The organism is Psychrobacillus sp. NPDC096426 (assembly GCF_044762745.1).
GTDB lineage: Bacteria > Bacillota > Bacilli > Bacillales_A > Planococcaceae > Psychrobacillus.
This window is the reverse complement of the sequence record NZ_JBIWEX010000027.1, coordinates 51,872-67,417: the sequence shown is the minus strand read 5'-3', so window position 1 is coordinate 67,417 and position 15,546 is coordinate 51,872. Positions and strand designations below refer to the sequence as shown.

Genomic DNA, 15,546 nt, shown 5'->3' with positions numbered 1-15,546 from the left:
GGCGACTCCAGCGGAGGCCAACAGGATGTTGGTCACGAAGGCGTTGCCACACGATGTGGCGCTCTTAGCCTTCGTTCCTCTGGTGAGACAGATGAGACTTCACAACGTACGCGTAGCGGCGGTGAAGGCTCATCTCTTACCCGGCGGAAAGCGTCCGACTGCTGCGAAAATCATAGCAGTCACCTTACGACGCAGTTTCTCTATATAGTGATATGCCTTCTATTGTTGAGAGAAAGTTATTCACATGCCATAGTAATATTAAAAGGCTATCTCTTAAGTCAAAATAAACTTTAGAGATAGCCTTACTTTTTTATTCTTGCGTACTACATACAACTAGTCCTACAGCTTTTGCTGCGACTAACAATGACGCTTCATCTATATCGAACTTTGGATGGTGATTAAAGTATGGATCTTCCACGCCTTCAGGTGTACAACCAATATAGAAGAAGCATGATGGGAATGCTTTCGCATAATAAGCAAAGTCTTCCGATGGAGCAAGTGCTGGGAATTCTTTTACTTCTTTAATATGTGGATCATTTGCATTTTTAAGTGTCTCAGCCACTTTCGCTGTCAATTCAGGATTATTGTATACGGGCGGATAATCCATCTCATACATTAATTCACAAGTAACGCCGAACTCTTCCTCTAACCCTTTAACAAGACGTTTTACTTCTTTTTCGATCTTTTCTTTCGTTTCATCCGTCATATAACGAATGTCACCTTCTAGCTCTACGCTGTCTTTAATGACATTAAATGTACCTTTCCCATCAAAAGAACCAATAGTTATTACGCCAATTTCAAATGGGCTTAATCTGCGACTAATTACCGTTTGAATTGCAGTAACAAAATGAGCACCTGCAACAATCGCATCATTTGCTAAATGTGGAGAGGAACCATGTCCACCTCTACCTTGTATTTTCAATTTCATGTACGCTCTTCCATTGAATGCATACCCTGCGTGATAGCCAACTAATCCTGCTGGCCCCATTGGAAGCAAGTGAATCCCATACACTTCATCTACATCATCAAGTAGCCCAGATTCTACAATACTTTTTGCACCACCTGGTGGAACCTCTTCGGCATGTTGATGGATTATTTTAATCGTTCCAGATAGCTCTGATTTCAATTGGATTAAGCAATCTGCTAATACTAATAAATACGCTGTATGCCCATCATGACCACAAGCATGCATGACACCTTCGTTTTTTGACTTAAATGGTACTGGTGTTTCTTCCACAATTGGGAGTGCATCAAAATCTGCACGAAGCCCAATTGTTTTACCAGGTTTACTACCTTTGATCGTAACGATGATACCGTAGCCATTTCCAACATTCGTTTGAATTTCAACATCTTTGCCTTTATAGAAGTCTGCAATATATTGAGCTGTTTTTTCTTCTTTAAAGGATAACTCGGGATTCTCATGTAAATAGCGGCGAATTTCAATTATTTCATCCTTGCGAGATTCTAACATTTCCATTAATTCACTTTTCATGATCTAACCACCTATTTATTATTTTCGTAAGCGCCACTAAATGTGGCGCGTTTTACATTTCCAATTGCTAATTATTCTACAGCTTGGTTTCAAGCTTATTTATGTTGAGGTGCATTAGATGTTTTACCCGCATCATTTGGCACCAAAAAGATAATAGATAGTATTGAAATTATACCAAATATAACATTTACGGCCATACCAATTGCACCGGCTGATTCAAGATTTCCACTTGTTGCGATTGCACCATAAGTAGCTGCGGAAATCGCAACGCCGAATGCACCACCAAGTGAGCTTGCCATTTTATAAACTCCAGCTGCTTGCCCTACTTTGTCAGCAGGAGCATTCGATACAGATGTATCCGTTGATGGAGTCGCATAAAATCCAAGTCCGAGACCAAATAGTGTAAATCCAATGAATTCAGAAATTATATAACCTACACCTGGTAAGAAAGTTAAGCCCATCAATGCCACACCAATTGTCGTAATGATGGAACCCCAGATCATTGGTTTTTTTGCGCCTACTTTTTGTAATATTTTCTCTCCGACACGAATCATCACAAGCACAGCTACTAGATAACCTAGTGATAACAAACCTGCTTGGAATGAATTCATTCCACGACCTACTTGTACATACGTATTAGCTACAACTATCGCACCAGCAGTTGCATTTAACAAGAAATTAGAAATCGTCGCACCAGTATATGCCTTATTTTTAAATACACCAAAGTCAATCAGTGCGATCTTTTTACCACTTTCAACTTTTATGAAAACAAGCAAGCCTATGATTGTGACAACGATAAGAACAATGGAAATTGGGCTTGTCCATCCAAGAGTGGCTCCGAAATTAATATATACATTCAAAGCAAGCATGGTGATGATAAAAATGATTAATCCAGTGTAATCGAATTTAAAAGCACCCTCAGATTTTTGTTTACTTTCTGGTGTATCTTTCAATAGAAGCATACCAATAATGGCAACGATGATAGAAATGATGAAAATCCATCTCCATCCCAAAGATGAGGCAATGGCACCACCTAAAAATGAGGCAATCCCTGTTCCTCCCCAAGAACCGATGGACCAGAAACTTAGAGCACGCTGGCGATCTGCTCCCTCAAAATAAGCTTTCATTAAGGCGATTGTTGATGGCATAATAGCTGCACCCGAAAATCCTGTAAAGATACGTCCAATAATGAGCAATACGGGTCCGTGAGCTAAAACTAGACAAAGTGAACCAATTATACTTAAAATAAAACCAATATTAGCCATCTTTTTACGGCCAATTTTATCTGCAAGTCCTCCAGCAGCAACGATAAACAATCCTGAGAACAAGGACGTTAAACTAATGGCAATGTTCACTGTACCAAGTGAAACGCCCAAATCTTTTTGAACAGAAGGAACAACATTTAGCAATGCTTGTGCAAATAGCCAGAATGTAAGAACACCAAACACAATTCCTGTGATCATTTTATTTGTACCTTTGTAGGTTGTTTCCATAACGTACACTCCTTTAATTTGTGTCACTATTTATTGATTATTTGTTAAAAGTTCAGATTCATACATAATAATTAAGAATATATTCAAGGCCTTTTATTATGATTGTTAGGTAAGCTTCCTATAGTTATATTCTAAAAGAAAAATCTTTTCATCATCATGCTTTTTTTGATGCCTTTCTTTCAAAAGATGGACATTATTTTGTTTAGTGAAATGAAAGGTACAAAAAAAACAGTTAATATTTTACCTTTTCCGAAGCATGCTTGTTACTGTTCCGTTCGTTCCTTCGCACAAAAAAACCAAGGGACGCTATGTTAGCATCCCCTGGCGTTAAAAGATATTTTGTAATGAGATTATTATATATAAGACTTACGTATATCATAGAAATGAATGGCGTTAATCGTTAAATATGAATAAAACGACCAGTCCCCATCTATTTTTTCGTCAAAAATTTGCAAAGAAGGATGACTTAAACGATTAATGTATTCCGCAATTTCTATATCTACTCCATGTTTACTTCCTAAATTCCACCAATTTGTATAAAGTGCTCCATTGTCTTTATCATACGTATACTTGCGAACTTGATATTCTCCATGCTCCAGGCCTGTGATAATGACTCGTATATCTTTATTTAACTTCTTCAAAAAAGCGTCTTCTATAGAGAAATACGGGTTTACATTAATACAATTCATCAGTATTAATTGATAGCCTCCCTCATATTGCGTCATGATGAAATCCGATCCTTGTGCGATAATGCTTCCCGTAAGTTTTTCTGCAAACAACATAGCGTAAAAAGCTGGACGTTTCCCATTAAAATAATGAAACAATTCCATTCCTTCTAATTGGATGCGATGATGTTGATCATCCACTTCATGCAGTTCAGTATTAATCCAGAATGCGAGTGAATGGACATCGTTTGAAATATCCCATGCACTCTTTAACACTAATGCCCCTCGAAAAAACGTTCCATTTGTATAACGTGTATTTCCGGATAGCGTATTCCACGTTACTAAATGGAGTGGTTTATCGATATGATGCTGCTTCAAATAGTATTTCACTTTGTTCGTTTTTTCTTTAATATAGTCTTTTGCAAGTAAAAATCGATCACTACTCGTTTCTTCAAAATCTATTACTTCATTTTGATTGGCATGGAACCCAATAAAATCAAAGCGTTCATTTTCTTGTAAGATCCACATATGCTGTTCGCTTGTTTTTTCATCCGCATAGGAGAATGGTAAATACACACCGATCTGCATCCCAGGTACAATGTTTTTAATAGTGTTATACAGTTTGGTATACATACGACGTAGCTCTTTGCTTTCAACCGCTGTAATAGACGATTCATAAAAGAGAACATGCCACTTACTAACATAAGATTCACCGTACACTTGGAGACAATGTCGTAAAAAACCCTCCAATCTTTTAAAATACACCCCTTCATCAGCCGAAATATCCTGATATCTAACGCGGCTAAATATGGCAAGTTCATGCTTTTTTAAAAAGTTAATCGTCATATCTGCTTTAAAATAAGGGGAAGAAGTAGCAATGGTTTCATCTGTTTCAACATTAGGAAGAAAAGTAGCACTACTGATTAAGTTCTGAATCCCTATATAGCTAAGCCGCAAATCATCTTTTACCGCTAATACTTGCTCACGTATATCTTCTTTTAAAAGCTCTTTTAATTCCCGAATTATTAAGACATGATCTGGACGATTAATTTTGTCATTTGTCGGAATGGATACATCGATATTGAGCTCCTCAAAACGAGTTTCTGTATTGCTGTATGTTTTATCCGTTTCAGCAAGCAGGGAACCTAATTGAAGAAAAATATCGGATGAGTTAGTGAGAGTTTCAACACCTTTTATGCTAACTGTTTTGCTAATGCTTACTTTCTCTTTTATATGACGTTCTCGATATACTTTTGGTGTTTCCTCATAAACTTCTTTAAAAAAACTCGTAAAGGACTTTGTGTTTGGAAAACCATTGTTCATAGCGATAGAAGCAATGGAATTTGACGTATAAAGTAAGTCCTTCACACTATGCTTCAATCGAATATCCATCAAAAAACGACTAAATCCTACTCCCATTTTCCGCTTGAAATATCGCGACAAATACCCTGGTGACATATATAGCTTATGAGCCATCTGTTCTAGCGTAATTTGTTCTCGATAATGTCTCTCCAAAAAATCAATAAGCTGTACAATCCTATCATCTTTAGCATCTAGCTGTCCTAATGCCTTTCCTTCCTCTTTGAAACGACGAATGAGTATAAGAAGAATCTCACTCACTATCCGTTGCATTTCAATCGTGTAAATATCGTCTTTACGGAAGTATATAATGACCATTTCACCAAAAAATGTGCGAAGTTGGTCCATTAACGCTTCTCGACCGATGTCAATGTCCTGTGAAAAGCATTCAAATCGTTGGTGTCGGTACTCTGAATAGGATTGATCCATATACGAATCAGAAATGGTGAACCGTAGAACACTATTCTCTTTATTTCCATTCATTTCAAAAAACTCGTTTCTATTAATGACAAGCAAATCTTTTTCTTTCATCTGATAGATTCGACTGTTCGTTTCAATCGTAAGCTTACCTTCGATTACTAAAACAAATTCAATCCCACGATTCACTTCTCGGTCAACATGACCGATTTTCTGTATTCGTAGATGAAAATCCTTTAATTGCTCATCCATGATGATCACCTCCTAAACTTCTTATCGTCATCTTACTCACATAGAAGTATCTTGCGCAACATATACCATTTCATTATACCGAGACTAATAATTATTTGAATAATACAACTTCCCACTTGGTATTGACAGTTTACTTTTCAATTGCTATGATTTGAAGCAATCCAAATTCGTTGAAGAGAACAAGTATGAATGGTTTCTTAATCTATAGAGAGTCGACGTTTGCTGAAAGTCGATGTTTAAGCCCATTTCGGAAGTAGTCTCGGAGAAGCAAAGTTGAACCATTAGTAGATTTTGCCGGTTTATCCCCCGTTACCATGGGATCACGTATGTTAGTACGTTGGCTGAGTGCTGGAATATTTGTGATAGACACATTTCCAGAATTAGGGTGGTATCGCGAGTAATCTCGTCCCTTTTATAGGGGCGAGTTTTTTTTGTGCCTTTTTTCACTGAATATGGATTATTATGTTGAAGGAGTGAATGAAATGAGTAAATCTAAAACGTTATTTGTTGGATTAATGTTATTTTCGATGTTTTTTGGAGCTGGAAATCTTATATTTCCACCTTTCTTAGGAGCAAATGCAGGGACAAACTTCCCGCTTGCTATTACTGGATTTATCGTAACTGCAGTTGGGCTACCGCTACTTGTATTGACTGCATTATCGTTTGTCGAAGGCGGGGTTCGTACACTAGCTAGCAGAGTACATCCTGTTTTCGGAATTATTTTTACCCTTATCGTCTATTTATCACTTGGTCCATTTCTAGCTATTCCACGAAATGCCTCCCTTGCATATGAAATGGGATTAAAACCTTTTGTTCCTGATTCACCCTTTGCTTTAGTCATTTTTATAGCAGTGTTCTTCTTTCTTGTCTTTTTAGTAAGCTTAAACCAAAACAAAATGGTGGATCTCATGGGGAAAATCATTACCCCTCTTTTATTACTAAGTATGTTTTTATTAGTTGTGGCTGGCTTTATACAATTAAAAAATGGAGCATTGAACCCTGTCACTCCAGAATATGTACATTCTCCTTTTCTAAAAGGATTTTTGGAAGGCTATAACACAATGGATGCTCTTGCTGCACTGGCGTTCGGAATTGTTATTATCAATACATTGAAGCGACAAGGAGTTTCGGACGGAAAAAAGATACGAAGAGAAATGCTAAAAGCCGGGCTTCTAGCAGGGCTATTACTCACTGTTGTGTATTGTTCTTTAGGTTATATCGGCGTAAAAATGGCAGGGTTAGAATCATTTGAAAATGGAAGCATTCTTCTTTCATCTGCTTCCTTATTACTGTTTGGCCCATGGGGAAATATACTGTTAGGCATTATTTTCGTTTTAGCTTGCTTTACTACTTGTGTAGGACTAGTCTCTGCTTGTGGCAACTATTTTCATTCATTAGTTCCAAAAGTGAGCTACAAAAAGATTGCATTGTTTTTTACACTCATTAGTTTTGGGGTTGCGAACTTTGGACTAAATACTATTTTATCGGTGAGTGTTCCATTTTTAGTAGCCACGTACTCCTTAACAATTGTGTTAATCGTGATTTCTTTATTTCATCCGTTATTTGGAGGCTCATCATACGTTTACATTTTTGCAATGATTTTTACGGGAATAGTCGCTTTGTATGATGGATTGAAAGCATTTGGGTTCACTTTTGGAATTGTTGATACTTATATGAGCTATTTGCCATTTGCAGCACTTGGTCTAGGCTGGATTATTCCAGCATTCATCGGGACCATAATTGGTTACGGAATACACGTAACAACAAGAAAGTCAGTAACGATCACTAAACAATCTTTCGAAGAGTAAAGTGAAGACGTCTCAGTTATCCACAATGGGGATAACCGTACTGGAGTCGGCGATGGAGATGACGAACAATTACTTGTAAAATTACCTCTTGTTCCTTCAATGCAATCGGTGCGGCTTCCAAGGCGGTTTAGCTGCATTAATTAATGAATTTTGGCTAAACTAACAAGAAAATTGGGGCCCACCTCGTCAATAATGACTTGTGGATACCCCATTTCTTGATCCTGATTAACCTTTATCTTTGTACATTTTATCCGCCATACCCTCTTTGCGTTGATTCGGCGTCATTGGCTCTTGCTTAGGCAGCAAGCTATCAAATTCAGCTAGCTCAATCGAAATTTCTTCTTTCACGTCTTTGTTTTTAGCGCTCGGATTTAACGAATTCGTGTATTTACTTGCTTTTTTATAATTTTCACTAGACATATTATAAACCACCCTTTCATATCAATCGTACGTTTTTAATATGGCTAGTAAACCCTTTTTCATTCATGTACTGAAAATCGACGAAGACAGTACGAAAGAACAATGGCACCTAGAAGAAAGCAAGCAATTAGGCTAATTACCCCACTCCAGCCAAATCTGGACCAAAAAAACCCACCTGCAGTTCCACCGATACTCGAACCGAAATAATAAAAGAATAAATAAAGCGAGGAAGCTTGTGCCCTATCATGCTTAGCTTGGCGACTCACCCAACCACTTGCAATAGAATGCGCTCCAAAAAAACCAAAAGTAAAGATCGTAATCCCAACAATTTTTAGTACTAAGTGAATATCAAGCGTAATTAGACTACCGGTAAACATAATAAGAATACTCGCTATCAAGACTTTAGGGCGCCCATACCGATCTGCAAGGCTACCAAACCATGTAGAACTGAACGTTCCCACTAAATAAATAATGAAAATCCAACCAACAATCGTTGTACTCAATGAATACGGTGGACCAAGTAGCTTAAAACTAATGTAGTTATACAAGGTAACAAAACTCGCCATCAATGTAAAACCAATACCGTAAAGATATAACATTCCTGGATCTCTCAAATGGGCTATTAGCGAACTTGCCAACGCTTTAAACTGTAATTTTCGCGGTTCAAAATGTTTGGAATTAGGCAAGGCAACAACAAAGCAAATGCTAATCACAATACTAAGAACTCCAAGAAAGATCATTCCAACTTGCCAGTTAAACAAGTCGGTCATCGTTCCCATAATGATACGACCAGCTAATCCTCCTACAGAGTTTCCACTTATATAAAGCCCCATGGCAACTCCGAGACTCCTTGCCTCCACTTCTTCCCCTAAGTATGCCATCGCAATAGCCGGAAGACCTGCAAATACAATTCCTTGAATGACCCTTAGAGCAAGCAGTAGTTCAAAACTCGGTGAAAAGGCAATCGCCAACGTTAATACAGATGCTGAAACAATAGAAAGCGTCATCAATCGTTTGCGTCCCCAAGATTCTGAAAGTGAACCGAATATGACGAGACTAATTGCTAATGCAAAAGTCGCAAGGGATAAGGACAAACTCGCCACTGCCGGTGAAATATGAAATTCCTTCGAAAACTCCGGAAGTACTGCCTGCGTACTATATAAATTTGCGAACGTAATTAATCCTGCAGCAAACAAGGCCAAATTTGTCTTTCTAAAATCTCTCGTTCCTTTTTGTATATAATCCATTTGTAAAATCGCCTCTTATCAAAACTACAAATTACTATTTATTATTTCAAAGTATTTCGGTTTATGTTCAGGAATCATCTTTCTTCTTTTAATCTTCCTAAATACGCTGTGGATAACTTTGTTTCTAAGCCATTATCCACATGATATCCATTTGCTTGTGGACGAGAGCTCACTACATCTTTTAATTTTTCGTTTATAAAATGTAGGGCAACTCCATCATCCGCAGCGTATCCTGGCCCTATGACTCCTTCTTTGATGAGCTTTTGATAAACAGGACGTCTATCTTCCTCTCCATCGTAATGTGGACAATTGCTCCCACTTATTAAACCAAGACATGAAATAGGTTCAAGTTTGTCTCCGTATGAATCCGTCACCCCTTCTTCAAACCAGCAAAGCGAGCCGGCACTAATACCTGATAAAATCGTTCCATTGTTATAAGCTTGTCGAATCGCGATATCTAGTTCCCACTCTTTCCAAAGAACCATTAGATTTTTTGTATTACCTCCACCTACATATAAAATGTCCTGTTCCAGGATAAATTTCTTGATATCACGCGTAGGAGGTTTAAATAAAGATAAATGTGTCGGTGCACATTCTTCTTGTTGAAAAAAATGATAAAACTTTTCAATATAACTATCTGCATCCCCACTAGCCGTTCCGATAAAACAAATTTTGGGTCTTTTTTTTGAAGATTGCTTCAAGATGTATCGATCTAATAACGGGTTTTCCGGTTCCATTGAAAAACCGCCGCCCCCCATTGCAATAATTTGTCTCATTTCGTTATCCTCCTATGTAATTCTCACTTTAATAATAATAAAAATCTATATGAAGTTAAAAAGAACTTGAACTTAAACTAGTTCAAGTCCTTAGATACTTCTAGTATGGTCCTCCTATAAATGAAAAGATAAAGATTAACATAATGATAAACACAATCATTCCTATAATAATCGATGGAATAATTAGCGTTGCAAACCCTTTCCAACTGGAAAACTGATGGACTTCACCAATCGCTTTACTTTGAATAATAATCATCCAAATTCCAAATGCAGTCATGATAAAAAACGAAAATAGAGACCATCCAATTGCACTCGCTGATATTGGCCCAGTTGTCATGTCTGCAAATCCATTGCGAGCAATAATTGCAGATAGTATATAGTAAGGTGTCATCCAAATAATAGGAATCATATTTATCCCTATTGCTTGAACCATTTCTTTGAATTTCCCAGTACCACCGAACCATTTTCCAACGAAAGTGTATATAGCTGCTCCAATCGGTAAACCAATTAAACTTAATAGCGGACCAAGCAAAATAATTCCAATTAGTACTAGCCACAATGAAATATCAAATTTTTTTTCCCATTCACCTATTGCACCAATCGCATTTGGTATACCTGCAACTGCTGCTATTATAAGAGAATATCTTAAATCCTTATAATCAAGCACATAGCGAATCGTTTTTCTTGTAGAAAGCCAAATAGTGAAAAACGGATTTAGCGTTTCCATTTCTTCCTCTCTCATTCTAATCCCCCCAACGAATTTCTTTCTCTTTTAAAATATGCCAATGCAACCAATTTTATTTAATGGATAGAGCTACTTTTATAAACGCTTCATGTAACTGAAAACTCGTGTGCTATTACGTTGATTGGAACGGAAATCCACTTTGTTCGGATTTCAATATTTAGTTCCCTATTATGAAATTGATTCGATTACGTATTTATTCGACACAAATCACCAATTTCCTCCTAAAATTCAAATCTTCGATAGGAGCCTCACTAAAAAACCTGCTTTACACTGAATGGGCTACAGCTAATTCTTCACTCAAAAAGGAGAAGGTACATAAAATAGGGTATGACGACCAGTTACTATTAAAAGGGGTATGTAGAAATGAAAGAATCGAAAGTACAATTATTTTCCGCAGCACTTGCAATGAATAAGGATCAGGGTCGTTTTGTGACGAACCAATATAAAGATTCCTTAGAAGAACAAAAAGCAGTTAATCTACATTTGATGAACTGTATTACACAACTTGAAAAGTCATATCAAACTATACTAGAAGATATTCGTAAACAAGAAAAAGCTTTTAACCTTCAAAAAAGAAGCCAGCGACAAAATTATTTGCATCTAAAAGATATTTTTCTTGAAATGGCTCGTACATCCAATAGTTATAGAAGCTATATAAAAAAACAAGAACGTTCCCTTCATACTATGAATGAATATATAAACAAGCAGGATGGATTTAATAAGCTATTCACAAGACGATCCCATAGTCAGTATGAATTATTAAACCGCCTGCAGCAAAGCGTGAACAAACACGAACTATATAATAAAACAGCTATGGAGAAACAAGACACCCTCGAGAAAATGAATGAAATCATGCTAAAAAACATGAAACAGCTAGAATTACAGCTAGAGGAAGCTTTTGAAGAAGTAAAAATATTAGTAGAAAAAGTCTTACAAGTAAAAGAAAGCATACGTACACTTTTATGCTCCTTACCTCCTAACTATCCAATCAAACAAGTAATAGTCGGAGGAGTGGCTATACCATTAGAAAGTTTAGTATTTGTAAATAATGAAACGGATATCGCTACTTTTTCAAATGGGACTGAAACAATATCTATTCCGCTCCAAAATATCGACACTATTCATTGGGAATAGGAAAAGCAGACTATTCATCAAATAGCCTGCGTTTCCTTTCCACAAAAACTATATGATTCATTTACTTTCTTTCGAGTAAACGAAATTGTTGTTAATGATTTTAATAAAGATGTATTTCGATTTATCACTTTAGACGAAGCGACTACCTTGCTTACTTTAGATAAGCTGAGGGTGGATTGGTTGTTGCAAATTGCTATGCAATCGCCCTAGTTAGTTTCCCTGCTTAATTTATAGATCTTTCTTTTAAATTGAACAAGAATGAACAACTTAATTACGTACGCTCAACGCGCAGTAATTGAGTTATATACATAACTCAACTAGGGGAGGAAATAATAATCGCGAGGTGAAATGACTATTGACGAAAGAATCCATACTAATTGTAGAAGATGAAGAGAAGATTTTAAGATTCCTGGAAATTGAATTAGAAATTGAAGGATATGAATTAGGGAAAGCTGCAAATGGAATCGATGCGCTAGAAGTGTATCTCTCTAGGAAATGGGACTTAATTTTATTAGATGTCATGCTACCCGGAATGAGTGGAATTGAGTTACTTCGTCGCATTCGTTTAAAGGATTCCCTAATTCCTGTTATTTTGTTAACAGCTAAAGATTCTATTGAGGACAAAGTATCTGGTCTTGATCTCGGCGCCAATGATTATATAACGAAACCGTTTCGGATGGAAGAATTACTCGCAAGAATTCGAGCTGTTTTACGAATGAGCCAAGTTGCAAATTCGATAACAATAGAAGATGATGAATGGCTCCATGCCGGCGATTTAAAAGTAAACGAAAAAACACGAGAAGTGATACGTCTAAAAAGTGATATTGACTTAACTCCAAAAGAATATGACTTACTTTTATATTTATTAAAAAACAAGCGACAAGTTTTAGATCGCGATCAAATTTTAGAAGCAGTTTGGGGCTATGATTATGATGGTGAAACAAAAATAGTCGATGTATATATTCGTTATCTTCGAAAAAAAGTGGACGCCAATTATGATCAGCAACTAATTCATACAGTAAGAGGCGTTGGCTATGTCTTAAAGGATGTTACATGAAACTTCGAAATAAGATTAATTTATATACTTCTGTGTTATTTATTGTTTTATTAATTCTCATGAACGCTTCTATATATTTTCTTTTCAGTCACTTAATGATGGCAAATGAACTCGATAGAGCTGAGGCTAGCATCGAAAAGATTGTTACAGATATCGGTAACACAACTGATCGTATTGCACCCAATCAGCTCCTTCTTGCCTATGTCCCAGTTGATGGAATGATCCAAGTATTGAAAAACGATTTAATGAGTAACGCAAAGATCACTAGCCCTTCTGAGGCAAGATTAGAAACGCGCCCTACTCGTTTTTTTGCTGGCGAAACTAGTGAAATAATCAATTTTGAAAACAAGCGATATGTGTTCGTCTCCTACCCTATCGTTTGGAGCGATGGAAGTATTGTCAACCTTCAAGTAACTAGCAGTATTCAGGCAACAGACGAGATGCTTAACATACTACGTATCGTGCTAATTGTTGTAACGGTTATCGCTATGATTCCTGTTTTTCTGTCTAGTAGAGTTTTGAGCAATTTAATAATTGAACCAATTAGATCCATGATTAATACGATGAAGGATATTCAAAAGAGTGCTCAATTTAAAAGACTAGAACTAGAAAAAACTTCGGAAAGTGAACTAGTGGAAATGGGAGAAACATTTAATCGTATGATTGATATACTCCAATCCAACTTTGAAAAACAAGAACAATTCGTCTCCAATGCTTCACACGAATTAAGAACTCCACTGACAATCATTGAAAACTATGCGGATCTTCTAAAACGAAGAGGCTTAGAAAGACCCGACTTATTTGAAGAATCTATTGATGCCATACACTCAGAAGCTGTGCGGATGAGAGAAATGACAGAGCAGTTATTACTACTTGCACGGCAGCAGGAGCATTGGAATATTCAATTGGAACAAATAAACGTAACAGAGCTTGTAGCAGAAACTGCTAAAACTTTTCAAAATACCTATCAACGAAAAGTATTAGTTGTAAGCAACGAAATAACAACTGGTTACACCGATGCACAAAAACTGAAACAATTACTTTACATCTTTTTAGATAATGCTCGAAAATATAGTGAGGACCAAATCAGCATCCATGTTGGCCAAACATCAAATGAGACATATATCCAAATTGTAGATAAAGGAATGGGAATCCCAAAGCATGATGCGCCTCATGTGTTTGACCGTTTTTACCGAGTGGACCAAGCAAGAAGCAGAAAACAAGGTGGAACTGGTTTAGGACTTACGATGGCAAAGCAAATAGCAGAAGCAATTGGTATACGAATTGAACTGGAAAGTTTGGAAAACCTTGGGACAACTATTACACTTTTTTTCGAATCACCAGAAAATGGATAAAATAACCGCTTGTTTCTCATCATTTTCTTACTTTCGGGTTATATACTATGGCTAACAAATTGTTACATGGAGTGATATAGGATGAAGAATAAGAAATGGATTTGGCCAGTAGGAGTTGTTCTCCTTGTAGTATGTTTAATCTTCGGGTTTCAATTGCTAGCGCCTTCTATCTCAGCAAAGGAACTAACAGAAGAAGAAGCGAATTCGGTTGTACTCGAAAAATATCCTGGAGATATTATAAAAACAACAAAGACAGAAAGTGAATATCAAATAGAAATGAAGCTCGAAACTGGTGTATATGTTATTAAAATAGATGCCAAAAGCGGAGATGTAAAGTCTTTAGTACAAACGGAAAAAACCGGGAAACCTGTCCAGGAGCAACCCCAGCAAACATCAAAAGAAGACCATGCACCCCCAAAAGAACCTGCCAAAATTAACATAATAACAGAACAAGAAGCAATAGATATAGCAGAAAAACATCTTAAAGGAACGGCTGATATCGATGATACAGAATTTCACCAAGTTCCCGGACAAACACCTTATTACCTAGTGGAAATCGAATTCGAGAACGGCGATGATAACCGCGAAGCCGACGTCCAGGTCGATGCATACACAGGTGAAGTAAAATCAGTCAATTGGGACGATTAATCGCCCCCAGCAATTAAGCGACAGATACATCCAAAACTAAGGATGTATCTGTCGCTTTTTCCTTTTACTAAAAAATCGAAGTTATTTTCTCTCCGAATTTTAACCTTCCATTCCCCGTTTTTTTGTTTTGTCTAGTTATAGTAGTAACTGTAAGACAAAACAAACCTAGGAGGAAACAAAAATGACAGCATTAATAAATAGTATATTAGCAACAACTCTTTTAATAGGCGGCGCAATCGGAATTAGCACATATACGCAAGACCACAATCAAAATATGAACACATTAGAAAGCAAACAATTCGCAGGTATTACAAATGCAAAAGAAATTGCATTAAAAAATCCAACTGAAACAATCCGTCCAGACAATACTAACAACTTATTAAATGAGAAACAAAGCTACCATATCAATAAAACCGTTGCACAATCAACATCTACAAAACCATTTATCACTGAAAAAGAAGCTATTGCTATCGCTAAAAAACAAGTGAACGGCGAAGTCATTGAAGTTGAATTGGACGAAGACGATAATAGATATGAATATGAAATAGAAATTCGTACAAAAAAAGCGGAAGCTGAGATTACAATCGACGCTACTACTGGCAAAGTGCTAGAAATAGATTTAGATGATGATAACGATGACAACTAAGTAAAAATTTAATTTAACTAGTAATGGAAAAA

At 36.7% G+C, this 15,546-nt stretch carries 13 protein-coding genes, 1 pseudogene and 1 other annotated feature; of the genes and pseudogenes, 7 read left to right on the top strand and 7 right to left on the bottom strand.

What is annotated here, in order from left to right; translation table 11 throughout:
* Positions 1–310: 310 nt before the first annotated feature.
* From ACIQYS_RS18930 to ACIQYS_RS18920, 3 genes are all read right to left on the bottom strand, one after another.
* Entirely contained in the window at positions 311–1,492 is a 1,182-nt protein-coding gene (locus tag ACIQYS_RS18930) for an amidohydrolase (protein ID WP_402983446.1), read from the bottom strand.
* Between the two features lie 95 nt (positions 1,493–1,587).
* Positions 1,588–2,985: an MFS transporter gene (locus ACIQYS_RS18925; protein ID WP_402983443.1), complete on the bottom strand. Its 1,398-nt coding sequence runs from the start codon at positions 2,983–2,985 to the stop codon at positions 1,588–1,590.
* Positions 2,986–3,338: 353 nt separating this feature from the next.
* Positions 3,339–5,678, bottom strand: coding sequence for a helix-turn-helix domain-containing protein (locus tag ACIQYS_RS18920; protein ID WP_402983440.1), 2,340 nt, complete (start codon positions 5,676–5,678; stop codon positions 3,339–3,341).
* Between the two features lie 161 nt (positions 5,679–5,839).
* Positions 5,840–6,092 (top strand) — a binding site (T-box leader).
* Between the two features lie 68 nt (positions 6,093–6,160).
* Here ACIQYS_RS18920 and brnQ point away from each other — a divergent pair.
* Positions 6,161–7,486, top strand: a complete 1,326-nt coding sequence (brnQ, locus tag ACIQYS_RS18915) for a branched-chain amino acid transport system II carrier protein (RefSeq protein ID WP_402983437.1) — start codon at positions 6,161–6,163, stop codon at positions 7,484–7,486.
* Positions 7,487–7,585, top strand: a pseudogene (locus tag ACIQYS_RS18910) (TerD family protein); the annotation flags it as partial.
* 126 nt (positions 7,586–7,711) lie between these two features.
* Here ACIQYS_RS18910 and ACIQYS_RS18905 read toward each other — a convergent pair.
* The 4 genes from ACIQYS_RS18905 to ACIQYS_RS18890 all read right to left on the bottom strand — a co-directional run bounded on the left by ACIQYS_RS18905 (position 7,712) and on the right by ACIQYS_RS18890 (position 10,671).
* The gene (locus tag ACIQYS_RS18905; RefSeq protein WP_402983434.1) at positions 7,712–7,906 is read right to left on the bottom strand and encodes a hypothetical protein; all 195 of its coding nucleotides are present in this window, start codon (positions 7,904–7,906) and stop codon (positions 7,712–7,714) included.
* A gap of 59 nt (positions 7,907–7,965) precedes the next feature.
* Positions 7,966–9,153 carry an MFS transporter gene (locus ACIQYS_RS18900; RefSeq protein ID WP_402983431.1) on the bottom strand — a complete coding sequence of 396 codons (1,188 nt, stop codon included), beginning with the start codon at positions 9,151–9,153 and terminating at the stop codon, positions 7,966–7,968.
* Between the two features lie 74 nt (positions 9,154–9,227).
* A complete protein-coding gene (locus tag ACIQYS_RS18895; protein WP_402983428.1) occupies positions 9,228–9,929 on the bottom strand; it encodes a Type 1 glutamine amidotransferase-like domain-containing protein in 702 nt (233 codons plus the stop codon).
* A gap of 100 nt (positions 9,930–10,029) precedes the next feature.
* Positions 10,030–10,671, bottom strand: a complete 642-nt coding sequence (locus ACIQYS_RS18890; protein WP_402983425.1) for a YIP1 family protein — start codon at positions 10,669–10,671, stop codon at positions 10,030–10,032.
* Between the two features lie 366 nt (positions 10,672–11,037).
* Here ACIQYS_RS18890 and ACIQYS_RS18885 point away from each other — a divergent pair, with 366 nt between their 5' ends.
* The 5 genes from ACIQYS_RS18885 to ACIQYS_RS18865 all read left to right on the top strand — a co-directional run bounded on the left by ACIQYS_RS18885 (position 11,038) and on the right by ACIQYS_RS18865 (position 15,514).
* The gene (locus ACIQYS_RS18885; RefSeq protein WP_402983422.1) at positions 11,038–11,808 is read left to right on the top strand and encodes a hypothetical protein; all 771 of its coding nucleotides are present in this window, start codon (positions 11,038–11,040) and stop codon (positions 11,806–11,808) included.
* A 355-nt stretch (positions 11,809–12,163) separates the two neighbouring features.
* Positions 12,164–12,865: a response regulator transcription factor gene (locus ACIQYS_RS18880; RefSeq protein WP_402983419.1), complete on the top strand. Its 702-nt coding sequence runs from the start codon at positions 12,164–12,166 to the stop codon at positions 12,863–12,865.
* Positions 12,862–14,220 (top strand): sensor histidine kinase, encoded by a 1,359-nt coding sequence (locus ACIQYS_RS18875; RefSeq protein WP_402983416.1) that lies wholly within the window; start codon positions 12,862–12,864, stop codon positions 14,218–14,220. The genes ACIQYS_RS18880 and ACIQYS_RS18875 overlap by 4 nt, the downstream gene beginning before the upstream one ends.
* An 81-nt stretch (positions 14,221–14,301) precedes the next feature.
* The gene (locus ACIQYS_RS18870; protein WP_402983413.1) at positions 14,302–14,868 is read left to right on the top strand and encodes a PepSY domain-containing protein; all 567 of its coding nucleotides are present in this window, start codon (positions 14,302–14,304) and stop codon (positions 14,866–14,868) included.
* A 181-nt stretch (positions 14,869–15,049) separates the two neighbouring features.
* The gene (locus ACIQYS_RS18865; protein WP_402983410.1) at positions 15,050–15,514 is read left to right on the top strand and encodes a PepSY domain-containing protein; all 465 of its coding nucleotides are present in this window, start codon (positions 15,050–15,052) and stop codon (positions 15,512–15,514) included.
* Positions 15,515–15,546: the final 32 nt, after the last annotated feature.